Source organism: Streptomyces sp. NPDC025833 (assembly GCF_055558055.1).
This window is the reverse complement of sequence record NZ_JBVHNF010000007.1, coordinates 214,664-238,850: the sequence shown is the minus strand read 5'-3', so window position 1 is coordinate 238,850 and position 24,187 is coordinate 214,664. Positions and strand designations below refer to the sequence as shown.

The window sequence follows — 24,187 nt, the reverse complement described above, 5'->3', positions numbered from 1 at the left end:
GGTGACTTACTTCTCGATGATCGCGAGCACGTCGCGAGCCGAGAGGACGAGGTACTCGTCGCCGTTGTACTTCACCTCGGTGCCGCCGTACTTGCTGTACAGGACGACGTCGCCGACCTTGACGTCGAGCGGCAGACGCTCGCCGTTCTCGAACCGGCCCGGGCCCACGGCGAGGACGGCGCCCTCCTGGGGCTTCTCCTTCGCGGTGTCCGGAATGACCAGGCCAGAGGCCGTGGTCTGCTCGGCGTCCAGCGGCTGGACCACGATGCGGTCCTCGAGCGGCTTGATGGCAACCTTGGAGCTGGCGGTCGTCACGATCCGACCTCCCCCTTCGGAGATCTCGCGGGGTTAACTGTCTGAGGTGGCGACCAGGTCGATCCGTCGTCGCGGGTGCCGGACCTGCCCGTCGCTTTGTTGGCACTCTCACCTGCTGAGTGCCAGAGCCGAGACTATGACCGTGATTAGCACTCGGTCAAGCGGAGTGCCAATTGCCGTGCGGCGCGTCGGCCGGGGACGGCCGCGGGCGGGCACCCCGGCGGCCTGCTGCCGCACCCCTGTTCCCGGCTCGGAGCCCGCTACACGTAGTCCTCCAGGCGCCCCACCGTCAGCCCGTCCTCCTGCGCCTTGCGGAGGACCCGCACCGTGCGCTCCCGCAGGGAGAGGTCCGCCGGCCCGCCGGGTCCCACCAGGACGATGTCGCCGGGGCCGAGCCGCCGGGGGCCGTGGACGCAGACCAGGCCCGCCGGGGTGAGGGCGGCGCGCCACAGGACGAGCGCGGTGATGCCGCAGTCGGCCGCGGCGCGCAGGGTGGTGGTGTCGTAGGAGCCGTGGGGCGGGCGGAGGAGGTGCGGGCGGACGCCGAGCCGGGTGCGCAGGCGGTCCTGCTGGCCGCAGATCCCGGCGCGCTGCTCGGCGTAGGGCAGTCCGGCCGGGGCCCGGTGGCCGGCGGTGCGGTTCTGGAGGCCGGCGCCGAGCGCGCGCAGGCGGGCGAGGCGGCGGCGGCCGGTGCCGGTGTCGGTGCCGGTGCCGGTGCCGGTCAGGAACAGGGTGACGGGCAGCCGGAGTTCGCGGACCATGTCGGCGAAGCGGGGGTCGCGCTCGGCGCCGTCGTCGTAGGTGAGGAAGACGACCGGGTCGCGGGTGGGGACGTGGTCGACCACCGGGGGCGTCCGGTGCGCCCCCGGCCGGCCGGACGGCCGGGCCGGGGGCGCCGGGACGTGGGCGAGCGGCCGGGCCAGCCCCCAGCGCAGGTAGCCGCGGTCGGCGGCGGGGCGGTGCGGACCCACCCCTTCGGCGGCCTTCCTGCCGAGGCGTTCGATGGGGTCGACGGACTGGGCGCAGCCCGTGAGGAGCAGCGCCGCGGCGAGGACCGCGGCCGGACCCCGCCCGCGCCTCACAGGTAGTCCTCCAGGCGGGCCACGGCGTAGCCCTCGCGCGTGACCTTGTCCAGGAAGCGGCGCATGTCGTCCACCATCGTGCCGTCCCACTCGTCGCGGCCGCGGAAGTGGGTGAGGACGATGTCGCCGGGGCGCAGCCGCTGGTCGTCCTCGCGGAACTCCCAGTGGTCGACGAAGACCTCCTCGTTCCAGATCGGCGCGTACTTGATGCCGCAGGACTTGGCGGCGACCAGGGTGTCCTGGTTGTAGTTGCCGTAGGGCGGGCGGAAGACCTCGGGCGCCCTGCCGTACTGCTTGCGCATGACGTCCTGCATGCCGCAGATCTCGGCCCGCTGCTCCTCGTAGGACAGGCCCGGCAGGTAGGGGTGGTGCAGGGTGTGGTTGTTCAGCGTGTTGCCGTGGTCGCGCATCCTGCGGAAGTACGCGTAGTCGTCCTTCACCAGGTAGTCGCTGAGGAAGGCGGTGTACGGGACGTTCAGCTCCCGCATCATGTCGAGGAACCGGGGGTCCTTCTCGGCGCCGTCGTCGATGGTCAGGAAGACGATCTTCCGGTCGGTGGGCACGGTGGTGAAGACCGGGGGCAGGTTCCAGTCCTGCTGGTGGTCCACCTCGAACCCGTCGCGGGCGGTGATCCTCGGCTTCTTCGCGGGCGGCGGCGGGGGCGCCAGCGGAACCTGCCCCAGCCCCCAGCGCCGGGCGGCGGCGGCCTGGCGTGCGCGTTCGGCGGCCTGGCGTGCGCGTTCGGCGGCCTGGCGGGCCTCGGGCCCCATGGCCTGCGCGGGTTCGCGCCCGGCGGGTGCGGAGTGCCCGGAGCCGGCGCCGGCGCAGCCGGAGAGCAGGGCGGCGGTGGCGAGCGCGGCGGCTCCGCCGCCCAGGGCCAGCCGCCGGAAGCGTGTCCACTTTTTGTCATTTTGTACTACTGCTCGCATGGTGCCGGATCCTCGCAGGCGCCGGGCCGCGCCGGGGGCCGACACCGCCGCCGGAGGCGCACCATCCACCGACTGGCCCACAATGACCCGGTGAACGACCTCGCTCTGCTCCTCACCCCCGAAGGCCGCGCCCTCCTCGACGAGGTGCGGGACACCGAGCCCGCGCGGGAGCTGGCCGTGGCCACCCGGCTGCGCCGCGACCACCCGGCCGAACTGGTCTCGGCCGCGCTCGGCCAGGCCCGGCTGCGGCAGCGGGCGGTGGCCAAGTTCGGCGCCGAGGACGCCGGGCGGATGTTCTTCACCCCGAACGGGGTCGAGCAGTCGACGCGGGCCAGTGTGGCGGCGTACCGGGCCCGCCGGCTCGCGGAGCTGGGGGTGGCCTCCGTCGCCGACCTGTGCTGCGGCATCGGCGGGGACGCCGTCGCGCTGGCCCGGGCCGGGATCCGGGTGCTGGCCGTGGACCGGGACCCGTCCGCCGCGGCGGCCGCGCGCGCGAACGCCGCGGCGCTGGGGCTGTCCGGCCTGATCGAGGTGCGCGAGGCCGACGTCACGGAGGTGGACACCGCCGGGTACGACGCGGTGTTCGTGGACCCGGCGCGCCGGGGCGGGCGCGGCCGGGTGTTCGACCCGGAGGCGTACTCGCCGCCGCTGTCCTGGGCCGTCGAGGCCGCCGCCCGGGCGCCCCGCGCAGCCCTGAAGATCGCCCCGGGCATCCCCCACGAGATCGTCCCGGCCGCGGCCGAGGCGGAGTGGATCTCCGACGGCGGGGACGTGAAGGAGGCGGTGCTGTGGTTCGGCACCGGCGCGCCGGGCGCCGTCCGGGCCACCCTGCTGCCGGGCCCGCGGACCCTGCTCGGCCGCGGCCTGCCCGATCCCGCGGTGCGGCCGGTCGGGCGCTACCTGTACGAGCCGGACGGCGCCGTCATCCGCGCGCACCTGGTCGCGGAGGTGGCCGAGGAGGTCGGCGGCGGTCTCGTCGACCCGACCATCGCGTACGTCACCGCCGACGAGCCGCGGCCCACCCCGTACGCCACCGCCTACGAGATCACCGACCGGCTGCCGTTCAACCTCAAGAGGCTGAAGGCCCTGCTGCGGGAGCGCGAGGTCGGCACGCTGACCGTGAAGAAGCGCGGCTCGGCGGTCGAGCCGGAGGAACTGCGCCGCAAGGTCAAGCCGCAGGGCCCTAACGCGGCCACGGTGTTCCTCACCCGGGTGGCCGGGGCGCCGACGATGCTGATCGGGGCCCCGGTGCGGGCGCGGACCCCGGGCGTCCCGCCCGGCTGAGCAGCAGTTCCCGCTCCCTGCCGTTGTGGGCCAGCCCCGCCGCGCGGACGAACTCCTCGCGGGCCTCGGCGGTGCGCCCGAGCCGGGCCAGCAGGTCGCCGCGGACGCTGGGCAGCAGGTGGTAGCCGCGCAGCGCGGGGACCGCGGCCAGCGCGTCCACGAGCGCCAGGCCCGCGGCCGGGCCGTCGGCCATCCCCACGGCGACCGCGCGGTTCAGCTCGACCACCGGGGAGGGCGCGCGGGCGGCGAGCAGGCCGTACAGGGTGGCGATGGCACGCCAGTCGGTCTCCTCGTAGGCGTACGCGCGCGCGTGGCAGGCGGCGATGGCCGCCTGGAGGACGTACGGGCCCGGGGGGCCGGCCGCCGCGGCCCCGGCGCGCTCCAGGGCCCGGACCCCGCGCGCGATGAGCATGCGGTTCCAGCGGCGGCGGTTCTGGTGCTCCAGCAGCACCGGCGCGCCGTCCGGGCCGGTGCGCGCGGCGGTGCGGGACGCCTGGAACTCCAGCAGCGCGGTCAGGCCGTGCACCTCCGGCTCCTCCGGCATCAGCGTGGACAGCACGCGGGCCAGCCGCAGCGCGTCCTCGCACAGCCCGGGGCGCAGCCAGTCGTCGCCGGCGGTGGCCGCGTACCCCTCGTTGAAGATCAGGTAGATGACGTCCAGGACGGAGCCGAGGCGTGCCGCGCGGTCGGGCCCGTACGGCACCTCGAAGGCGACGTTCCTCGTGGCGAGGGTGCGCTTGGCGCGGACGATGCGCTGGGCGACCGTCGGCTCGGGGACGAGGCAGGCCCGGGCGATCTCGGCCGTGGTCAGGCCGCCGAGCAGCCGCAGGGTGAGCGCGGTGCGGGCCGCCGGGGACAGCACCGGGTGGCAGGTGGTGAAGACCAGCCGGAGCAGGTCGTCGTCGATGTCGTCCGGGGCGGCCGGTTCCGGCGGCGGGGGTGCGTCCGCCAGGTCCCGGCCCACCTCGGCCAGTTTGCGGGCGTAGGTCTCGCGGCGCCGGACGAGGTCGACGGCCCGGTGCCGGGCGGTGGCCATGAGCCAGGCACCGGGGTTGTCGGGGACCCCGTCCCGGGGCCACCGCTCCAGGGCGGCGACCAGGGCGTCCTGGGCCAGTTCCTCGGCGATGCCGACGTCCCGGACGAGGCGGGCGACGCCGGCGACGACCCTCGGGGACTCCAGCCGGAAGACGGTCTCGATCGCGTGTGCCGCGGTGGTCTGTGCTTCCACGGGCCACCATGCAACACCCCCCGGGCGGCCCGTGGCCAGGAATCAGCCCTCCGCGATCTCCCGCACCTCGCAGGTGACGGTCCAGAACTCCTCGTGGACCCGGAGGAACCGCTTGGTCCACTCCAGGGCCTCGGCCTTGTCCTTGCACTGCATGAGCGCGTAGCCGCCGACGACCTCCTTGGACTCGGTGAACGGCCCGTCGGTGACCGAGATCCGCCCGCCCTCCCAGCGCACCCGCGTGCCCTGGGCGGTCGGGGTCAGGCCGGCGGTGTCGAGCATGACGCCCGCCTTGGTGATCTCCTCGATCAGCTCGCCCATCCGCCGCATCAGGTCCTCGCTGGGGCCCTCGGCGGGCGCGGTGGACTCGTCGATGCGCACGAGCGACAGGTAGCGGGGCATGGTGTCTCCTTCGGCCGGGCGGCGGGTCCGTTCCCGCCGCTCACCCCTGCGTCGAACGGGGGGCACGCGGATCGACACGTCCGCGGAGGAATCTCCGGAATGTTTTTCCGGGAGCCATGTCCGGGGAGCCCCGTCCGGGACCGCTCCCCGCAACGCCGACACCCCGTCCCCGGAAGTCCGGGAACGGGGTGTCGTATGGAGCGCCGGGCAGGCCTTGCACCTGCATTTCCCCGCAGGAAGCGGGGCGTCTTTCCTTGGACCACCAACGCACTGCGTCCGGGCCGGTGTTCCGGCCGTTCGCTGTGTGATGATCATAGCGCGATCGGCGGGGATTCCTCAACTCCCGCCGGACGGACCGCGATCGCCGTCCGCCACCGCCTCGAACCGCCACCGGTGCACGGCCCTGGTCACCAGCCCCGGCTCCGGCTCCGGCAGTTCGGGCAGCTCGGCGTCGTACGGCGCGTCCCACCACGTGATGACCAGGACCCGGTCCTGCGGCGCGCGGAAGGTCTCGCGCCGCAGCGGCTCCGCGGCGAGCCGCTGCTCCCGCGCCCAGGCGAGCAGCTCCCCGCCCCGGCCCCCGGCCGCCCGGGCCTCCCACATCAGGGCGACCGTCACGAGTACAGGTTCTCCTTGCTGACCTCGTGCACGTGGTCGTGGCCCGGGACGTGCGGGTCGGTCACCGGCAGGGAGGAGTCGGCCGACAGGTCCCAGTCGGAGGCGGACCGGTTGCGGGCCACCATCTCGGCGCCCAGCGCGGCCACCATGGCGCCGTTGTCCGTGCACAGCTTGGGACGCGGCACGCGCAGCCGGATGCCGGCCGCCTCGCAGCGTTCCTGGGCGAGGGCGCGCAGCCGGGAGTTGGCCGCCACCCCGCCGCCGATCATCAGGTGGTCCACGCCCTCGTCCTTGCAGGCGCGGACGGCCTTGCGGGTCAGCACGTCGACCACGGCCTCCTGGAAGGATGCGGCCACGTCCCGGACCGGGACCTCCTCACCGGCCGCGCGCCTGGCCTCGATCCAGCGGGCCACGGCGGTCTTCAGCCCGGAGAACGAGAAGTCGTACGCCGGGTCGCGCGGGCCGGTCAGACCGCGCGGGAAGGCGATCGCCGCCGGGTCGCCCTCCCTGGCGTACCGGTCGATGACGGGGCCGCCCGGGAAGCCCAGGTTCAGCACGCGGGCGATCTTGTCGAAGGCCTCGCCGGCCGCGTCGTCGATGGTCGCGCCCATCGGCCGGACGTCGGAGGTGATGTCCGCGGACAGCAGCAGCGAGGAGTGGCCGCCCGACACCAGCAGGGCCATCGTCGGCTCGGGCAGCGGACCGTGCTCCAGCTGGTCCACGCAGATGTGGGAGGCGAGGTGGTTGACGCCGTACAGGGGCTTGCCGAGGGCGTAGGCGTACGCCTTGGCCGCGGAGACGCCGACGAGGAGGGCGCCCGCGAGGCCGGGGCCCGCGGTGACCGCGATGCCGTCCAGGTCGCGGGCGCTGATCCCCGCCTCCTTCAGCGCGCGGTCGATGGTGGGGACCATCGCCTCCAGGTGCGCCCGGGAGGCGACCTCCGGCACGACACCGCCGAAGCGGGCGTGCTCGTCGACGCTGGAGGCGATGGCGTCCGCCAGCAGGGTGGTGCCGCGGACGATGCCGACGCCGGTCTCGTCGCAGGAGGTCTCGATGCCGAGGACGAGGGGTTCGTCAGTCATGGGTGTCGGTTCCTTGTACTGGGGGTGAACCCGCGGCGGGGCCGCTGCCGGGGGCCGCGGGGCCGCTGTCGGGGCCTGGGGTCAGGCGCATCACCAGGGCGTCCACGTTGCCGGGCTGGTAGTAGCCGCGCCGGAAGCCGATGGGGACGAAGCCGAAGCGCTCGTAGAGCTTCTGGGCGCGCACGTTGTCGACCCGGCATTCGAGCATCACCTCGTGGGCCTCGAACGCGGTCGCCGCGCGCAGCAGCTCGGTCAGCAGCCGGGCGCCGAGGCCGGTGCCCTGGTGGTCGCGGGCGACGGCGATGGTCTGGACGTCGGCCTGGTCACCGGAGGCGACGAGGCCGGCGTAGCCGACGACGCGGCCGCCGGACTCGGCCACGAGGTAGCGGCGGGTGGCGTCGGCGCCCCGGGCGTGGGCCAGTTCGGACCAGAACATGCCCCGGGACCAGGCGTCCTCGGGGAACAGGTCCTTCTCCAGTCCCAGGACCGCGTCGATGTCCCACCAGCGCATCTCGCGCAGTCGGGGGGGTGCCGGCTCTGTCACTTGGGGGTGACCACCTTGTAGTTCTTGGGGACCTGGGCGTCCGGGCGGCGCAGGTAGAGCGGCCGGGGCTCGGGCAGCTCCCCGCCGGCGGCCAGCCGCTCCGCCGCGAGCGAGGCGAGGGCGGCGGCCGACACGTGCTCGGGCTCGTGGGCGGCCGGGAACGTGTCCGGGTAGAGCAGCGCGCCCGCGCCGACCGCCGGCAGTCCGGCGACCCGCTCGGCGATGTCGGCCGGGCGGTCGACGGCCGGATCCGTCAGCCGGGTCCGGGAGTCGGCGTACGTGGCCCAGTAGACCTCCTTGCGCCGGGCGTCGGTCGCCACGACGAAGGGGCCCTTCTCGATGTCGGCGGCGTACGCCAGGGCGTCCAGCGTGCACAGGCCGTGCACCGGGACGCCGAGCGCGAGGCCGAAGGTGTCGGCGGTCATCAGGCCGACGCGCAGGCCGGTGTAGGGGCCGGGCCCGGTGCCGACGACGATCCCGGTGACGGCCCCCAGCCTCAGCCCCGCCTCGGCGAGGACCCGGTCGACGGCCGGCAGCAGCAGCTCCCCGTGCCGGCGCGCGTCCACCTGGCCGGAGGAGGCGATGACGTCCGTGCCGTCGTGCAGCGCGACGGTGACGGCGGGTGTGGCGGTATCCAGAGCGAGCAAGAGCACGCGAACAGCCTACGGCGCCCGCGGCTCGCGCACGGCCGACCCGTACGGAGGGTCACCGGCTGCTACGGTCTGCAGAAGTACGACATACGGTGCGAAACAGAGGTGGGCGCAGGTGGCAGGGACCAGCTCGGGCATCGTGGCCGGCCTCACCGCGGCGGCGCTGGCCGCGGTCGGATTCCTCGCCTACCAGGCCGAGGCGACCGTCCCGGCGGCCCTGCGCGGCGGTCCGGAGGCGAGCGCGTCCGCGGCGGCCACGCGGAAGGCGCCCCGGGACCGGCGGAACCCGACGGCCCTGCCGGGCAACTCCGGATCGGGTGAACGCGTGGTGTACTCGGTGGACGACGACCGGGTCTGGCTGGTCGCCCCCGGGAACCAGGTGCGGCGCACCTTCCCGGTGCGCCCGGGCAGCGTCGACCCGCCGCCGGGCACCTACTGGGTCATGTCCCGCTCGAACACGGCCACCGGCACCGACGGGCTGCCCATCGAGCACGTGGTGCGGTTCACCAGCGTCGACGACGTGGTGATCGGCTTCAGCGCGGCGGTCGGCGACGGCTCGGAGGCGATGGCCGACCCCGACGTGAGGACGGGCGGCATCCGCGAGGGCCGGGGGGACGGCGACGCGCTGTGGCAGTTCGCGACGATCGGCGTGCCGGTGGTCGTGATCCGCTGAGGACCGCCCGCGGCCACCCGTGAACGCTCAGGCCGCCCGGGGAGGCTCCGCCGCCGGCTCGCGCCGGCCGGGCTCCGGGGCCCGCGGCGGCCGGGAGACCGCGTCCGCCGCGGCGCACGAGGCCAGCAGGTCGCGCATCGGCACTCCGGCGGGCACGGCGGGCCGGGGCGGCTGGGGGGCGCGTACCGGGGTCGTCGGGATCATGGACGCCTCCTGGGTTCGGGGGCGGTCGTGGTTAGGCAGACCTAACCACGGGCTGACCACCATGTCACCACGGCCGGGACGTCCCGCGCAATAGGTTGCCGACGGCTTGTCGGTACGGCGTCTCAGCCGGTCAGCGTCTCCAGACCGGCGTCGGCCCACCGCTCCCCCTGGCCGGTCAGGGTCACGTGCCGCACCTCGTCGGTGGTGTCCCCGACGGCACGGTGGATGACGACCTGGAGCCGCTCCTCGGTCAGTTCCTCGACCTTGCCCTCGCCCCACTCCACGACGATTACCGAGTCGGTGAGCGAGACGTCGAGGTCGAGGTCCTCCATCTCGTCCAGGCCTCCGCCGAGCCGGTAGGCGTCGACGTGGACGAGGGGCGGGCCGTCGCCGAGGGACGGGTGCACCCGCGCGATCACGAAGGTCGGCGAGGTGACCGCGCCGCGCACGCCGAGCCCCTCGCCGAGCCCGCGGGTCAGGGTGGTCTTGCCCGCGCCGAGCTCCCCGCTGAGCATGACCAGGTCGCCCGCGCGCAGCAGCTTCGCGAGCCGGCGGCCCAGCTCCCGCATCTGCTCGGGCGAGGTGATCGTCAGCCGGATCTCAGCGGCCTGGTGCGCCGCCGGCGCTGCTGGTCGTTCCATAGCCACTTACGGTAGCCCCTGCGGGCACCGCGCCCGCGCGGGTCAGCAGGTCGGCGAGGCGGTCGGTGACCACCTCCGGGTGCTCCAGCATCACCAGGTGCCCGGCGTCCGGCACCAGCACCAGTTCGGCGTCGGGCAGCAGGTCGGCGATGGCCTCGCTGTGCTCGCTGGGCGTGACCAGGTCCCGCACGCCGGCCAGCACCAGCACGGGCATGTCCCGGAAGCAGGCGAGCGCCCCGGTCTTGTCGTGGTCGGTGAAGGCCGGGTAGAACTCGGCGACCACGTCGATGGGCGTGGACTCGATCATCCGCTCCGCGAACCGCTCCACCGCCGGGTCGACGTCCCGCCCCGCGAACGAGTACCGCTTGATGATCCCGGCGAACAGGTCGGCGGTGGCCCGGCGCCCCTTCTCCACCAGCTCCGCCTGCTGCCCGAGCGCCTTCAGCACCCCGGGGAGGATCCGGCGCACCGCGTTGACGCCGGCCACCGGGAGCCCGAAGTTGACCTCGCCGAGCCGCCCGGACGACGTCCCGACGAGGGCGGTGGCGACGACCCGGTCCCGGATCAGTTCGGGGTACCGGGCGGCCAGGGCCATCACGGTCATCCCGCCCATGGAGTGGCCGACGAGCACCACCGGCCCCTCGGGCACGGCGGCGTCCAGCACGGCCTTCAGGTCCTGGCCGAGCTGGTCGATCGTGACGGGCTCCCCGTCCCGGGTCTGGGCCACGCCCCGCCCGGACCGGCCGTGGCTGCGCTGGTCCCAGTGCACGGTCCGCACCACCCCGCGCAGGGCCGCCCGCTGGAAGTGCCAGGAGTCCTGGTTGAGGCAGTAGCCGTGGCAGAAGACGACGGTGACCGGGGCGGGCGCCTTGCGGCCGAAGAGGCGGCGCCTGCGGGGCGAGACGTTCGGCCCCGGGTCGGGCTCCACCTCGTCGACCTCGTAGTACAGCTCGGTGCCGTCGTCGGCGTACGCCTTGCCGGGGGTGCCGCGCAGGGTGCCGTAGGGGCCCGCCGAGTCCAGCGCCAGCCGCGCCTTCCTGCGCATCCCGCGGCCGACGGTCATCCGCTCGACGGCCACCCCGGCCGCCGCGCCCGCGGCGAGCACGCCTATCGCGGCGCCGGCGATGCCGGTCGCCCTGCGCCAGCTCCCGGCCGTCGCCCCCGCGGCGGAGGCGACGGCCGCCGCGGCGACGTCCGCCACGACCTCCGCGCTGCTCTCGCTCACGTACCGCTCCTCTTCGCCGTACTGCAGTTCGCCTGGATGGTTGAAACGGATGGTGCCGCCGGGCCGTGGTGCGACCGGTGGCGCGGGTGGCACGGGGCGGCGCCCCGTCCGGGTTACCCGGCTTCCTGCCCGCTCACCTGGACGCGTTCACATAGACGCGCGGGACGCGGGTTCCGATGCGCGTGACGATCTCGTAGGCGATCGTGCCGCACGCCTGCGCCCAGTCCTCGGCGGTGGGCTCCCCCCGGTCGCCGGGTCCGAACAGCACCGCCTCGGTGCCCACGGGGGGCTCGTCGCCGCCCAGGTCCACCACGAACTGGTCCATGGCGACCCGCCCGGCGACCGTCCGCCACTTGCCGTCGACCAGCACCGGGCCGGTGCCCGAGGCGTGCCGCGGGATGCCGTCCGCGTAGCCGACCGGCACCAGGCCGAGGGTGGTCCGGCCGGGGGTGACGTAGTGGTGGCCGTAGCTGACGCCGTGACCGGCCGGGACGTGCTTGACGAGGGCCAGCGAGGCGCTGAGCGTCATCACCGGGCGCAGTCCGAAGTCCGCCGGGGCGCCGAGTTCCGGGCTGGGCGAGACGCCGTACAGGGCGATGCCGGTGCGGACCAGGTCGAAGTGGGTCTCCGGGAGGGTGAGGGCGGCCGGCGAGTTGGCGATGTGCCGCACCTCGGGCCGTACGCCCCGCTCGTCGGCGTACGCCGTCATCTCCCGGAACCGGTCGAGCTGCGCGGCGATGGACGGGTGCCCGGGCTCGTCGGCACAGGCGAAGTGCGACCACAGCCCGGTGATCCGCACCAGCCCCTCGGCCTCGGCGCGCAGGGCCTCGGCGACCAGTGCGGGCCAGTCCTCGGGCTGGCAGCCGTTGCGGCCGAGCCCGGTGTCGGCCTTGAGCTGCACGCGCGCGGTCCGGCCGGCCGCGCGGGCGGCGGCGGTGACCTCGCGCAGGGCCCACATGCCGCTGAGCGACACGTCCACGCCGGCCTCGATCGCCTGCCGCCAGGGCCCGCCGGGCACCCACAGCCAGCACAGGACGGGGCCGGTCAGCCCGGCCGCGCGCAGGGCGAGCGCCTCCTCGGGCGTGGCCGTGCCGAGCCAGGTCGCGCCCGCCTCCAGGGCGGCGCGGGCGCACGGCACCGCGCCGTGGCCGTACGCGTCGGACTTGACGACGGCCATCACGGCGGCGCCCTCCGCCGCGCGGGCGCGCAGGGCCCGAACGTTGGCGCGCAGGGCACCCAGGTCGATCTCGGCGCGGGCGCGCAGGGCGGCGGTCGGCACAGCTGCTGTCTCACTCATGGCGCCCCCAGTCTCTCAGAGCCCACGGAGCGCCTCCGGCTTCCGGTGCGGAACCCCCCACCACCCCGGAAGCCCGAACCACCCGGCCCCGCCGACGGAACCGCCTCACCCGACCGCGCGGTTCCCCGCGCCCCCGGGGAGGCGCACCTCCCTCCGGCCCCGAACCGGCCCCACCACGGCCGCCCCCGTCCGCGGGCCCGCCTTCGGCCGGGCGCGCAGTTCCCCGCGCCCCTGTACGGGCGCGCCTCCCCCGATACCGGACCGGCTCCGCCACAGCCACGAGCGCCGCCGTCCGCGGGACTGGCCCTGACACAGACCGCACAGTTGCCCATGTCCCTGCGCAGGCGGCGTCCCTGGCCCACTCGGGAACGACCGGACCCGCCACGCGAGTCCGGACCGGTGGCCGACCACAGGCCCCCGACCGACCGCGCAGTTGCACCTCCCTCGCCGCCCGCGGCACCGACCGGCCCCACCACGGCCGCCCCCCGTCCGCGGGACTGGCCCTGACACAGATCGCACAGTTGCCCATGTCCCTGCGCAGGCGGCGTCTCCGGCCCACTCGGGAACGACCGGACCCGCCAGGCGAGTCCGGACCGGTGGCCGACCACAGGCCCCCGACCGACCGCGCAGTTGCACCTCCCTCGCCGCCCGCGGCACCGACCGGGCCCACCACGGCCGCCACCCGTCCGCAGGCCCGCCCGTGCCCGGGCGCGCAGTTCCCCGCGCCCCTGTACGGGCGCGCCACCTCCGATACCGGACCGGCTCCGCCGCGGTGGCCACCCGGCCGCAGGACCCGCAGGACTCTCCATGCCCGGCGCGCGGTTGCCCGCGTCCCTGCGCAGGGGCCCTCCGCCACCGCCCCGGCGCCGACCGAGCCCGTCACGACCGCCGTCCGGGCCCGCGGTTCCCCGCCCCCGTGCGGACGCGCGACCCGCCCGACCCGGGGGCCAGGGTGGTCAGGCGTGGATGCTTCGCCAGGCCGTCGGGATGTGTGCGGCCACGTCATGGGCGCCCGCGGGGGCGCCGTCGGCGGCGAAGCGGCCGGCCAGGCCGTGCAGGTACGCGGCGACGCTTCCCGCGTCCACCGCGCGCAGGCCCGCCGCCAGCAGGGAGCCCGCCAGCCCGGACAGCACGTCGCCGCTGCCCGCCGTGGCCAGCCACGGCGTGCCCGTGGCGTTCACCCGTACCGCGCCGCCCCCGGAGTCGGCGACCAGCGTCGTCGACCCCTTCAGCAGCACCGTCGCCCGGTACACCGCCGCCAGTTCCCGCACCGCGGCCAGCCGGGCGCCCTCGACCTCCTCGCGCCGCACCCCCAGCAGCGCGGCGGCCTCGCCCGCGTGCGGGGTCATCAGCGTCGGCGCCGTACGCCGCCGCACCGCGTCCCGGTCGGCCAGCCGGAGCCCGTCCGCGTCCAGCAGCACCGGCACCTGAGCCGCCAGCACCTCGGCCACCGTCGCCGCGTCGTCCCCGGCCCCCGGGCCGACCACCCACGCCTGCACCCGCCCGGCCCCGGCGCGCCCGCTGTCGGAGACCAGGGTCTCCGGGAAGCGCGCGAGGACCGCTTCCCCGGCCGGTCCGACGTACCGCACGGCCCCGGCCCCGCCGCGCAGCGCCCCGGAGACCGCCAGCACGGCCGCCCCCGGGTACCGCGCCGAGCCCGCGGCGATCCCGACGACGCCCCGCCGGTACTTGTCGCTCTCCGCGGCCGGCGCCGGCAACAGCGCGGCCACGTCGGCGTGTTGCAGGGCCTCCAGCTCGGCGTCGGCGGCCGGCGGTTCCAGTCCGATGTCGACGAACCGCACCACCCCGGCGTACTCGTGCGCGGGGTCCACCAGCAGTCCGGGCTTGTACGCGCCGAAGGTGACGGTCAGGTCCGCCCGCAGCGCGGCCCCCCGCACCTCCCCGGTGTCCGCGTCCACCCCGCTGGGCAGGTCGACCGCGACGACGGCGGCACCGGAGCGCGCCACCAGGCCGGCGAGCCGCTCGGCGTCCGGCCGCAGCCCGCCCGTGCCGCCGATCCCGACGATCCCGTCCACCACCAGGTCGGCCCGCGCGATCAGCTCCGGCGCGCCGTCCACGGCGGCGACCGCGCCGCCGGCCCGGCGCAGCGCGTCGAGCCCTCCGGCATGCGCCCGTCCGGGGACCAGCGGCACGGCCGTCACCCCGGCGCCCCGCCGGGCCAGCCGGGCCCCGGCGTACAGGGCGTCCCCGCCGTTGTCGCCGCTGCCGACGAGCAGCACCACCCGGCTGCCGTACACCCGCCCGAGCAGGTCGGCGCAGGCGGCGGCCAGTCCGGCGGCGGCCCGCTGCATCAGCGCGCCCTCCGGCAGCCGCGCCATCAGCGCCCGTTCGGCCGCCCTTACCGTCTCCACGCTGTACGCAGTACGCATGGCACCGAGTCTGCCCCGCCGACCCCACGGTCCACACCCGGACGACCGCCGGGTCAGCCTTCGGCGATCACCACGGCGGAGGCCACGCCCGCGTCGTGGCTGAGCGACACGTGCCAGGTCCGCACGCCGAGTTCCGCGGCCCGCGCGGCCACGGTCCCGTTCACCCGCAGCCGCGGCTGCCCGGTGTCCTCCACGTACACCTCGGCGTCGGTCCACTGGAGCCCCGGCGGTGCTCCCAGCGCCTTCGCCAGCGCCTCCTTCGCGGCGAACCGGGCCGCCAGCGAGGCGTACCCGCGCCGCTCCCCGCTGGGCAGCAGCAGCTCCCGCTCCACGAACAGGCGGTCGGCCAGCCCCGGCGTCCGCTCCAGGGACGCCCGGAACCGGTCGATCTCGGCGACATCGATGCCCACCCCGATGATGCTCATGCCGAGCACCCTACGACTCCGGCGCCCGGCTGCCGGTGACACCACGTCGCCTACGCTTCCGGCATGACGTCATCGCGTGCCTACCTCCACGGCCTCTTCTCGCTGGACGACCGGACCGCCCTGGTCACCGGGGGGAGTTCCGGCATCGGCCGGGCCGTCGCCGGGGCGCTGGCCCGGGCCGGGGCGCGGGTCGTGATCGTGGCGCGGCGCGAGGACGAACTGGCCGCGGCGGCCGGGGAGCTGACGGCCGAGGGCTGCCGGGTGGCCTGGGTGAGCGCGGACCTGAGCAGCCGTGAGGGGGTGCGGACGGCGGCCGAGGAGGCCGTCGCCGTCTTCGGCGAGCCCGACATCCTCGTCAACTCGGCCGGGATCAACCTCAGGCCGCCGATGGGCGAGCTGGGCGAGGACGTCTGGGACACCACCATGGCGGTGAACCTGGAGGCGCCCTTCCTGCTCGGGCAGCGGTTCGGTCCCGGCATGGCCGAGCGGGGCTTCGGCCGGATCATCCACATCACCTCCCAGCAGGCGCACCGCGCGTTCGTGCAGAGCGGTGCCTACGGCGTCTCCAAGGGGGCGCTGGAGTCGCTGGCCCGCTCGCAGGCCGAGGCGTGGTCCCCGCACGGCGTCACCTGCAACACCCTGGTGCCCGGCTTCGTCATGACCCCGCTCAACGCCAGGCTGTCCGACGATCCCGAGCGGGTGGCGGCGCTGGCGGCGCGCACGATGACCGGCCGCAACGGCCTCGCCGAGGACTTCGCGGGCGCGGCGGTGTTCCTGGCGAGTGGCGCCTCCGCCTACGTCACGGGCCAGTCCCTGCACGTGGACGGCGGCTTCTCGGTCCACTGAGCGCCACCCCGGGGCGGGCCGGCCGGCCGCCCCCAGTAGTCTTCCTCGCGATCGGCGCTCCGTCCCGGGACGGGCGTCCTCGCACACAACGGGAGGAAACAGCTTTGAAGTTGAAGTCTCTGGGTACCGCGCTCAGCACCGCGGCCCTGATCGGCACGGCCCTCACCGGTACCGTCGCCACCGCCGGAACCGCGTCCGCGGCCTCCCTGCCGAGGGACTGCAGCAAGGCGATCGTCAACGTCAAGGCCAAGGAGACGGTCAACGTCCGTACCTCGGCGAAGACGTCCGCCACGGCCGTCGGCATCTGGGGCAAGGGCAAGAAGGGCGCCGTCTGCAACGACGGCAAGGCCTACAAGGGCGGTTCGTACAAGGCCTGCGGCAAGAAGAGCAACCTGTGGTACTACGGCGGCGACAAGAAGACCGGCTGGGTCCCCAAGACCTGCATCAACTGGTGACCCGCTGACCGGCTGACGGACGGCGGGGGGCGAGCGGCACGCGGCCGTTCGCCCCCTTTTCCCCGCCGCCGCGCCCCCGTCGTCCTCCCCGCCGCTCCGCCCTCCGCGGCCGCCCTACTCCACCGTCACCGACTTCGCCAGGTTCCGCGGCTGGTCCACCTCGTTGCCCCGGGCCGTCGCCAGCTCGCACGCGAAGACCTGCAACGGGACCGTGGCCACCAGCGGCTGGAGCAGCGTCGGCGTGGCCGGGATCCGGATCAGGTGGTCGGCGTAGGGGACGACCGCCTCGTCGCCCTCCTCGGCGATGACGATCGTGCGCGCGCCCCGGGCGCGGATCTCCTGGATGTTCGACACGATCTTGTCGTGCAGGACGGAGCGGCCGCGCGGCGACGGCGCGACCACCACCACCGGCAGGTCCTCCTCGATCAGCGCGATCGGGCCGTGCTTCAGCTCGCCCGCGGCGAAGCCCTCGGCGTGCATGTAGGCCAGTTCCTTCAGCTTGAGCGCGCCCTCCAGGGCCACCGGGTAGCCCACGTGCCGGCCGAGGAAGAGCACCGTGTCCTTCGACGCCAGCGTGCGCGCCAGCGCCCGTACGGGCTCCATGGTCTCCAGGACCCGGTCGACGTCCTCCGAGATCCGGGACAGGTCCTTGATGACGGCCTGGATCTCGTCGCCCCACTTGGTGCCCCGCACCTGGCCCAGGTACAGGGCGACCAGGTAGCAGGCGACCAACTGGGTGAGGAACGCCTTGGTCGAGGCGACGGCGACCTCGGGGCCCGCGTGCGTGTAGAGCACCGCGTCGGACTCGCGCGGGATCGTCGAGCCGTTGGTGTTGCAGATCGCCAGCACCCTGGAGCCCTGCTCGCGGGCGTGCCGCAGCGCCATCAGGGTGTCCATGGTCTCGCCGGACTGGGAGATGGCGATGACCAGGGAGCGGCCGTTCAGGATCGGGTCCCGGTAGCGGAACTCGCTCGCCAGCTCCACCTCGCACGGGATGCGCGTCCAGTGCTCGATGGCGTACTTCGCGATCAGGCCGGCGTGGAAGGCCGTACCGCACGCGACGATGACGACCTTCTCGGTCTCCCGCAGCTCCGAGGGGCTGATCCGCACCTCGTCCAGCGTCAGCGAGCCGGACGGGTCGATGCGGCCGAGCAGGGTGTCGGCGACCGCCCTGGGCTGCTCGGCGATCTCCTTGAGCATGAAGTAGTCGTAGCCGCCCTTCTCGGCGGCCGAGGCGTCCCAGTCCACGTGGTACGAGTGGACCTCGGCCGGGGTGCCGTCGAAGCCCGTCACCGTGACGCCGTCGCGGCGCAGCTCCACCACCTGGTCCTGGCCCAGCTCGATCGCGGAGCGGGTGTGGGCGATGAACGCGGCGACGTCGGAGGCCAGGAACGCCTCGCCCTCGCCGACCCCCACCACCAGCGGCGAGTTGCGGCGGGCGCCGACCACCATGCCCGGCGCGTCGGCGTGCACCGCGACCAGGGTGAACGCGCCCTCCAGCCGGCGGCAGACCAGCCGCATCGCCTCGGCGAGGTCCGCGGCGGACGAGAACTCCTCGGCCAGCAGGTGAGCGACCACCTCGGTATCGGTCTCGGAGGTCAGCTCGTGCCCCCGCTCGGCCAGTTCCGCGCGCAGCACCGCGAAGTTCTCGATGATGCCGTTGTGGACCACCGCGACCCGGCCCGCGTTGTCCAGGTGCGGGTGCGCGTTGCCGTCCGTGGGACCGCCGTGCGTGGCCCAGCGGGTGTGGCCGATGCCGGTCGAGCCCGTCGGCAGCGGCCGGCCGACCAGTTCCTTCTCCAGGTTGACGAGTTTCCCGGCCTTCTTCGCGGCGGCCAGTCCGCCGTCGGCCAGCACGGCGACACCCGCCGAGTCGTACCCCCGGTACTCCAGCCGCTTCAGCCCGGCCATGACCACGTCGAGCGCCGACTGTGACCCTACGTATCCCACGATTCCGCACATGGGGCGCAGCCTACGGTCCGTCAGCCGACGGAAACGGGCGCCGCGTGCCCGAAATCGGAAATCGGAAATCGCCACGGGGATACCAAGGGTCTCCGCGCCCGGCGCCCCGGCGATCGAAAGAGGGCGAGAATCGGCCAACTTCTACCGGCCACCTCCCCCTTTTCCCGCACACGGGAAGCACACGGCAAGTCCACGACCGCGCGCGGAAGGTGGGCGGCGCCGACCGGTTCCGTGCCGACGGCGCGGGGCGCGAGATTTCACGCCAGTCACCCTCGTCACAGGGGCGGACCCTTGTTCGACACGGCGTGTACATGCCTAAATTGTCGCCGCGCGCGGACGCAGGCAGACCACTGCGTCACCACGCGCGCCACCCGGCGACCGGGGGAAAGGCGTCGGGCACGGGGAGAGTCACATCGTCAGGCCGCCATGCCGGCCGTCCGCAGCCGTCGACGCCGCGGCCCGGGCGTTCTTCTGAGCCGTCCGCAGGACACCGGCTCCTTCCCGCGCCCCGCCGCCCCCGGGCCGGCACGTCACCGACCGAGAAAGGGATGCTCTTGCATTCCAGACCCTGGTTCCGCGTGCGCGGAACCCGAACCCCACGAAAACTCGTCACCACCGTCACCTCGGTGGCCGCGCTCTCCGTGCTGGCCGGCCTGGCCGTCCAGCCCGGTTCGGTCCGGCTGAACGCCGAGCCGGTGAGCGACTCGGACCCGTGGTACGAGGACACGGCCGCCGAGCAACTGCGCCAGGACCAGTGCCTGATGGGCGAGGTGCTGCGGCTGGGCGGTGTGTCGATGGCCGCGACCGCCCAGGACGGCCTGAACCAGAGCGCGGACAAGCTGCACGTCCTCGCCGACCGCAACCACTGGGAGCAGACACCGCTGGCCGTCGCCTACAAGAGCGACCGCGACGCCGCCGGCAAGCAGCTCGACGACCTCGCCGCCGCCCGGGACGGGTGGCAGAAGCCCCTGTCGGGCCTGAACACGCCGGTCGGCTTCACCGACGCCGACTTCCACTGGCCGCCCGGATCGCCGGGCGACGGCAAGCAGACCTTCTACGAGCAGACGGGTCTGACCACCTGGGTCACCTCCCGGTTCTGGAAGAACGACAGCGACTTCTACGAGGACTCCACCCCGAAGGCCGACGCCAAGACCGTCGCGGCCGTCGACGCCCTCGGCACCCCGCTGTACGGACCGGACCCGGACCCGCACGCGCCGGACTGGAACCGGGCGCTCGACGAGCACGACGCGTTCGAGTGGATGCACGGCTTCGACAACGACAACATGAGCGCCGACGACGCCCGTATCTTCCTCTCCTCGGGCGGCTTCCCGCGCACGGCGCCGCAGCCGGGGACCTCGGAGTACCGCATCGCGGTCGAGGACCTGAAGACCCGGTTCGCCTCGTGCGCCTGGCGTGACCCGCTGGACCCGGACCGGGTGCTGGACGACGTCACGGCGACCGCGGCCGGCGAGTGGCAGCAGGAGATCGCCTCCCAGGCCGCGCAGCGCAACCAGATCCTCGGCGCGAGCAAGGACGCCACCGACGCCCTGGCCAAGGGCGCCAAGGCGCTCTCGGAGATGCTGGGGCAGTCCTGGGTCGCCGACCACCTCACCCGCTGGCAGGACTACTGGTCCCCGGGCGGCCTGGGGTACATCGGGGACGCCCCGCTGGTCATCCAGGTGCCGGGCGCCACCGGCAAGTGCCTCGACGTCCAGGGCGGGGCCACGGCCAACGGCACCCCGGTCCAGATCTACACCTGCAACGGCGGTGCCGCGCAGAAGTGGCAGCTCTGGGCCTCCTACTCGGGCGGCTACACCCTGCGCAACCCCAACTCGAACAAGTGCCTGGAGGTCCTGAACGGGGCCGGCACCGACGGTACGAAGATCCAGATCCGGGACTGCGGCAGCGCCAAGGCGCAGCAGTGGAAGTTCGACGTGCGCAGCGCCGGCCCGCTGGTGAACGCGGCGTCCGGCAAGTGCCTGCACCTGCCGACGTTCGACAACAGCAAGGACGCCGTGCTGTCGACGTGCAACGGCTCCAGCGCGCAGTCCTTCCGGATCGTCCCCGAGGCGCACACCGGCGACGGCCAGCTCGGCTACCCGAGCGCGGCCCAGTTCACCAAGGCCAAGGCCAATCTCGCGGCCGCCCAGGCGGCTTCGAAGAGCCAGCTCGCGGTCCTGAAGGCGCAGCTCGCCGCCGGGCAGAAGGCCGCGACCACCTCGAACACGGCGTTGCAGGCGGCGTACGGGATCGCCGATGCGGCGGGTGCTCCGCGGGGTCGTGGTCTGCTGGTGGGTCTGCAGAAGGACCAGGTCACGCAGGGTGCGGCGGCCGCGCTGGCGGCGCTGGAGAAGGCCGGTGAGACCGCCGAGGCGGCGACGCGCGCGGCGGCCGGGGACAGCGCGACGATCGCGCAGCGTGCGCTCGCGCAGGCGGCGCAGTCGAAGGCGGAGTTCCGCAAGAAGGCCGCCGAGGCGGCCGAGTCGCAGGCCAAGGCCGCGGCCGACGCGGCGAAGGTGCACCGGGACAACGCCAGGAAGGACAAGGAGACCGCGGAGGCCAAGCTCGCGGTCGCGGTGAAGGCCGAGGCGGACGCGAAGGCGGCCGCCGCCGACGCGCACGCCAGGCGGCTTTCGGCGGAGGCCGAGGAGAAGACGGCCAAGGCGGAGAAGGCGAACGCCGCCGCCAAGCAGGCCGAGGCCGCCCAGCACCGCCACAACGCCGAGTCCGAGGCATCGAACGCGAAGACGGCCAAGGACAAGGCCGAGGCCGCCGAGAAGACCGCCGAGAGCAAGCGCGACGACGCCGTGGCGGCCAAGGACCACGCCAAGGAGATGCGCGACGACGCGTGGGACGCCGAGCAGAAGGCCGAGGCCGCACGCGCCAAGGCCGCGGCGAAGGAGGCCTACGCCGACAAGCTGGAGGCAGGCGACGCGGCCGACGCGGCGCGTGCCGCGGCGGACGAGGCGGACACCGCGGCCGGTACCGCCGAGGCGGCGGCGGGCCGGGCCCGCACCGAGGCCGACGCCGCCACCCGGGCGGCCGCCGACGCGGACGCCGCGGCCACCCGCGCCGAGGCTGCCGCCAAGCGCGCCCGCTCCGATGCCGACGCCGCGCAGGCGGCCAAGCTCAAGGCCGACGCGGCCGTCAGAACCGCCACCAGCGCAGCCGCCGACGCGATCGCGGCCGCCCAGCACGCCTCCTCCGAGGCGAAGATGGCGGTGAAGCTGGCCGACGAGGCCCAGCAGCACGCCAAGGACGCCAAGACCCAGGCCGACGCGGCCGGCAAGGAGGCGGGTGTCGCGCTGGCCGCGGCGGCGAAGGCCGCCGGGTACGCGCACGTCACCGCCCAGGCGGCCGTGGACGCCGGCAAGGCGGCCCAGCAGGTCGCCGCACCCAGCAACGACGCCGTCCAGCTCGGCTCCGCCTACGTCGACACCGACTCCGCCGCCGGCCTGGTCGTCCTGACCGGCCAGTCCTCCAGGACGATCGCCGAGCAGCAGCAGGCCGTCGCCGACGCGCACGCCAAGAACGCCGCCGCCGAGGCCGACGCCGCGAAGAACCTCGCCGACCAGGCCAAGGGCGACGCCAAGGAGGCGTACACGCACGCGGCCAACGCCGCCAAGTACGCCGCCGACGCCCGCACCTACGCCAAGGAGGCCCTCGGCTACGCCGCCGACGCCACCAAGGCCGCCGCGGCCGCCCAGGCGTCACTGGCCCGCACCATCGACTACGACCAGCAGGCCGCCGCCGACGCGGCAGCCGCCGACAAGGCAGCCGGCAACGCCGAGGGCTACGCCAAGGACGCCCGCGACTCCGCCGACACCGCCGCACTCGACGCCGAAGCCGCCCGCTCCGCCGCCGCCCGGGCCGAACAGGACGCCAAGGACGCCCGCGCCGCGGCCGACCGCGCCGACACCGCCGCGACCGAGGCCGAACAGGCCGCCAAGGACGCCGACAAGTACGCCAAGGAGGCAGAGGAAGCCGCCGACCGGGCGGAGAAGGCATCCAAGGCCGAACAGATCGACGCCGGTACCGTCCCCGACGGGAACGGCGGCTCGATCGGCAACATGTTCTACGTCATCGACCACATCGAGCGGGTCGGCGATCCGCAGATCGTGGACAAGACGAGCGCCTGCGACAACTGGATCAGCAAACTCGCCTACAAGGGCGACTGCACCATCACGGCGAAGCTTCCGTACAAAGCCGTCGTCGACCTCTATCTGTGCAGTGCCGAGGGCATCGACCCGCAGAAGCTGATGTGCCCCTCGGGCGCGACGCAGTACCTCATGACAGTCACGACCGATGTGCTGTACGAGAAGGTCACGCACAACATCACGATGGCCGAGTGGCAGGAGAGCATCGACCCGATCGACATCCTCTTCGGCAGTTGGATCAAGTGCGCGCAGAAGTTCGCCCCCGGCGGCGAGAGCGGAAGCTGGACCGGATGCGGCTGGGCGTCCCTGGACGTCCTCTCCCTGTTCGCGGGCAAGATCCTCCGGCCCATCGCCGACGCGGTGAAGGCAGCGGACGCCGCCGCCCGGACCGGGATCGAGTTCACGGACGCGTGGAGGGCGCTGCGCGCTCTCAACCTGCCGGAAGACGCCGTCGCCGGAATCTTCAAGACGCTCTCCCAGAAGCTGCGTGGACTCTGCCTGAAGGACAGCTTCCCCGCCGCGACACCCGTTCTGCTGGCCGATGGCTCGACCAAGCCCATCGACGCGGTCAAGGTCGGCGACCGACTGCTCGCCACCGATCCGGACGCCGGTACGACCGGCCCCGAACAGGTCACGGCGACGTACTCCCACCCGGCGGACCGGCTGCTGCGGATCACCCTCGCCGACGGCGGACGGATGGTGACCACGCCGGGGCACCGGATGTACGTGCCGGGCCGTGGCTGGGTCCACGCCTCCGACCTGCACCCGGCGGATCCGCTCCGGACTCCGAGCGGATCCGTGGACCGGGTGGCCGGCACCAGCCCCGTGGGCGCACCACAGCAGGTGTGGGACCTGAGCATCGCCGACCTCCACACCTTCTACGTGCTCGCGGGCCGGACTCCGGTCCTGGTCCACAACGTCAGCTGCCCCGTCTACTCGGAGAACTACGACAACGGGGCGGGGATCGTCGCCGACATCGACAAAGACGGCCTCGTCGGATACGCCATCGTAGCCATCAAGGGCGAGGAGCCGAGAGGTGGCGCGATGTTCAACGCCGCACTCGCGCATTTCGGTGACGCGGTGAAGGGCGTGAAGGGATACTGGCAGGACGGTGGTCTGCTCAGCGACAATCTGGACTCGTTCAACGAGGCGGTGCGGGCCGGTGCGACACTCGAAGAGGCGGCCCTGAAGACGTTCACGGGCAAGATGGCCTCGCGAGCCGGTTACTCGAACGTGGAGATAACCGAGCTGAGGGGCATGCCCGGGCACTACACGAATGTGGGGGCGACCTTCCGTTAGGTCGGCTGTCCCCTGCGTCCACAGGAACAGGACACGCGTCGGGGTGGTGCGGAGGACCGCGTCCCGCCCCGGCGCCGTCACGCGAAGGATCGGAAACCGGTACGCGATGAATGAGCTGCACATCCCTGTCGACGAACTGAAAGCCGCTCACGCCGGTGGAATGAATGCGATGGAACTCGCGCTGCTCGCCAGGGAACTGCTCGGTCCGGGATTCAGTGTGATCTCCTTCATCACCGCGTTCCGGCTCGCTTTCGACATCCCGCTGCCCGTCCTGCAACGGGCTCAGGCATGGGAAAGGTTCGGCTTCGGGCGCATCCACATCTCCGACGAGGAGTTCTCGGACCTCCTCGCACCCTGGCTCGCCCACGGGTGACGAGATCCTGCACCCCTCAGGCCCCCCGGTGCACGGGCAACCGCATCGACTGACCAGCCCAACCGACGTGCGAACCCAGGGGCGGGCGGCGATGCGGTCCGCCGGCGGC

At 74.1% G+C, this 24,187-nt stretch carries 22 protein-coding genes; 6 read left to right on the top strand and 16 right to left on the bottom strand.

What is annotated here, in order from left to right:
• Positions 1–6 precede the first annotated feature (6 nt).
• The 3 genes from groES to ACZ4K2_RS14565 all read right to left on the bottom strand — a co-directional run bounded on the left by groES (position 7) and on the right by ACZ4K2_RS14565 (position 2,326).
• Entirely contained in the window at positions 7–315 is a 309-nt protein-coding gene (gene groES, locus ACZ4K2_RS14575) for a co-chaperone GroES (protein ID WP_004955293.1), read from the bottom strand.
• Between the two features lie 260 nt (positions 316–575).
• Positions 576–1,397, bottom strand: coding sequence for a polysaccharide deacetylase family protein (locus tag ACZ4K2_RS14570; protein WP_467478221.1), 822 nt, complete (start codon positions 1,395–1,397; stop codon positions 576–578).
• Positions 1,394–2,326, bottom strand: coding sequence for a polysaccharide deacetylase family protein (locus ACZ4K2_RS14565; protein WP_467478225.1), 933 nt, complete (start codon positions 2,324–2,326; stop codon positions 1,394–1,396). The genes ACZ4K2_RS14570 and ACZ4K2_RS14565 overlap by 4 nt, the downstream gene beginning before the upstream one ends.
• Before the next feature lie 90 nt (positions 2,327–2,416).
• On the opposite strand from ACZ4K2_RS14565, the gene ACZ4K2_RS14560 reads away from it, so the two are divergent.
• Entirely contained in the window at positions 2,417–3,610 is a 1,194-nt protein-coding gene (locus tag ACZ4K2_RS14560) for a class I SAM-dependent methyltransferase (RefSeq protein WP_467478228.1), read from the top strand.
• On the opposite strand, the gene ACZ4K2_RS14555 is transcribed toward ACZ4K2_RS14560, so the two are convergent.
• The 6 genes from ACZ4K2_RS14555 to tsaB form a co-directional block, all read right to left on the bottom strand.
• Positions 3,531–4,838 carry an RNA polymerase sigma factor gene (locus ACZ4K2_RS14555; protein WP_467478231.1) on the bottom strand — a complete coding sequence of 436 codons (1,308 nt, stop codon included), beginning with the start codon at positions 4,836–4,838 and terminating at the stop codon, positions 3,531–3,533. The genes ACZ4K2_RS14560 and ACZ4K2_RS14555 overlap by 80 nt on opposite strands.
• 42 nt (positions 4,839–4,880) lie before the next feature.
• Entirely contained in the window at positions 4,881–5,237 is a 357-nt protein-coding gene (locus ACZ4K2_RS14550; RefSeq protein WP_467478232.1) for a YciI family protein, read from the bottom strand.
• A gap of 336 nt (positions 5,238–5,573) precedes the next feature.
• Positions 5,574–5,855, bottom strand: a complete 282-nt coding sequence (locus ACZ4K2_RS14545; protein WP_467478235.1) for a hypothetical protein — start codon at positions 5,853–5,855, stop codon at positions 5,574–5,576.
• Positions 5,852–6,937, bottom strand: coding sequence for a tRNA (adenosine(37)-N6)-threonylcarbamoyltransferase complex transferase subunit TsaD (tsaD, locus tag ACZ4K2_RS14540; RefSeq protein WP_467478239.1), 1,086 nt, complete (start codon positions 6,935–6,937; stop codon positions 5,852–5,854). The genes ACZ4K2_RS14545 and tsaD overlap by 4 nt, the downstream gene beginning before the upstream one ends.
• A complete protein-coding gene (gene rimI / locus ACZ4K2_RS14535) occupies positions 6,930–7,448 on the bottom strand; it encodes a ribosomal protein S18-alanine N-acetyltransferase (RefSeq protein ID WP_467478292.1) in 519 nt (172 codons plus the stop codon). The genes tsaD and rimI overlap by 8 nt, the downstream gene beginning before the upstream one ends.
• Before the next feature lie 29 nt (positions 7,449–7,477).
• Entirely contained in the window at positions 7,478–8,134 is a 657-nt protein-coding gene (tsaB, locus tag ACZ4K2_RS14530; RefSeq protein ID WP_467478242.1) for a tRNA (adenosine(37)-N6)-threonylcarbamoyltransferase complex dimerization subunit type 1 TsaB, read from the bottom strand.
• 112 nt (positions 8,135–8,246) lie between these two features.
• On the opposite strand from tsaB, the gene ACZ4K2_RS14525 reads away from it, so the two are divergent.
• The gene (locus ACZ4K2_RS14525; RefSeq protein ID WP_467478244.1) at positions 8,247–8,804 is read left to right on the top strand and encodes a hypothetical protein; all 558 of its coding nucleotides are present in this window, start codon (positions 8,247–8,249) and stop codon (positions 8,802–8,804) included.
• Positions 8,805–8,831: 27 nt separating this feature from the next.
• Here the strand turns inward: ACZ4K2_RS14525 and ACZ4K2_RS14520 are convergent, their stop codons facing one another.
• The 6 genes from ACZ4K2_RS14520 to ACZ4K2_RS14495 form a co-directional block, all read right to left on the bottom strand.
• The gene (locus ACZ4K2_RS14520; protein ID WP_467478247.1) at positions 8,832–9,008 is read right to left on the bottom strand and encodes a hypothetical protein; all 177 of its coding nucleotides are present in this window, start codon (positions 9,006–9,008) and stop codon (positions 8,832–8,834) included.
• A 122-nt stretch (positions 9,009–9,130) separates the two neighbouring features.
• On the bottom strand, positions 9,131–9,649 hold the full coding sequence (gene tsaE, locus ACZ4K2_RS14515; RefSeq protein ID WP_467478250.1) for a tRNA (adenosine(37)-N6)-threonylcarbamoyltransferase complex ATPase subunit type 1 TsaE: 519 nt from the start codon (positions 9,647–9,649) through the stop codon (positions 9,131–9,133).
• Positions 9,609–10,874, bottom strand: a complete 1,266-nt coding sequence (locus ACZ4K2_RS14510) for an alpha/beta fold hydrolase (protein WP_467478253.1) — start codon at positions 10,872–10,874, stop codon at positions 9,609–9,611. Before ACZ4K2_RS14510 ends, tsaE begins: the two co-directional genes overlap by 41 nt.
• 133 nt (positions 10,875–11,007) lie before the next feature.
• Positions 11,008–12,171 carry an alanine racemase gene (gene alr, locus ACZ4K2_RS14505; RefSeq protein ID WP_467478257.1) on the bottom strand — a complete coding sequence of 388 codons (1,164 nt, stop codon included), beginning with the start codon at positions 12,169–12,171 and terminating at the stop codon, positions 11,008–11,010.
• Positions 12,172–13,127: 956 nt separating this feature from the next.
• On the bottom strand, positions 13,128–14,561 hold the full coding sequence (locus ACZ4K2_RS14500) for an NAD(P)H-hydrate dehydratase (protein WP_467478259.1): 1,434 nt from the start codon (positions 14,559–14,561) through the stop codon (positions 13,128–13,130).
• A gap of 53 nt (positions 14,562–14,614) precedes the next feature.
• Positions 14,615–14,986, bottom strand: coding sequence for a holo-ACP synthase (locus ACZ4K2_RS14495; RefSeq protein ID WP_467478261.1), 372 nt, complete (start codon positions 14,984–14,986; stop codon positions 14,615–14,617).
• Positions 14,987–15,049: 63 nt separating this feature from the next.
• Between ACZ4K2_RS14495 and ACZ4K2_RS14490 the strand changes: the two genes are divergently transcribed.
• Positions 15,050–15,832, top strand: a complete 783-nt coding sequence (locus ACZ4K2_RS14490) for an SDR family NAD(P)-dependent oxidoreductase (RefSeq protein WP_467478263.1) — start codon at positions 15,050–15,052, stop codon at positions 15,830–15,832.
• A 104-nt stretch (positions 15,833–15,936) separates the two neighbouring features.
• A complete protein-coding gene (locus ACZ4K2_RS14485; protein ID WP_467478266.1) occupies positions 15,937–16,287 on the top strand; it encodes a hypothetical protein in 351 nt (116 codons plus the stop codon).
• A gap of 114 nt (positions 16,288–16,401) precedes the next feature.
• Here the strand turns inward: ACZ4K2_RS14485 and glmS are convergent, their stop codons facing one another.
• Positions 16,402–18,249, bottom strand: a complete 1,848-nt coding sequence (gene glmS, locus ACZ4K2_RS14480) for a glutamine--fructose-6-phosphate transaminase (isomerizing) (protein WP_467478267.1) — start codon at positions 18,247–18,249, stop codon at positions 16,402–16,404.
• A gap of 761 nt (positions 18,250–19,010) precedes the next feature.
• Here glmS and ACZ4K2_RS14475 point away from each other — a divergent pair.
• Together ACZ4K2_RS14475 and ACZ4K2_RS14470 are read left to right on the top strand one after the other, a co-directional pair.
• The gene (locus tag ACZ4K2_RS14475) at positions 19,011–23,705 is read left to right on the top strand and encodes an RICIN domain-containing protein (protein WP_467769957.1); all 4,695 of its coding nucleotides are present in this window, start codon (positions 19,011–19,013) and stop codon (positions 23,703–23,705) included.
• Positions 23,706–23,874: 169 nt separating this feature from the next.
• The gene (locus ACZ4K2_RS14470) at positions 23,875–24,078 is read left to right on the top strand and encodes a hypothetical protein (protein ID WP_467477001.1); all 204 of its coding nucleotides are present in this window, start codon (positions 23,875–23,877) and stop codon (positions 24,076–24,078) included.
• Positions 24,079–24,187: the final 109 nt, after the last annotated feature.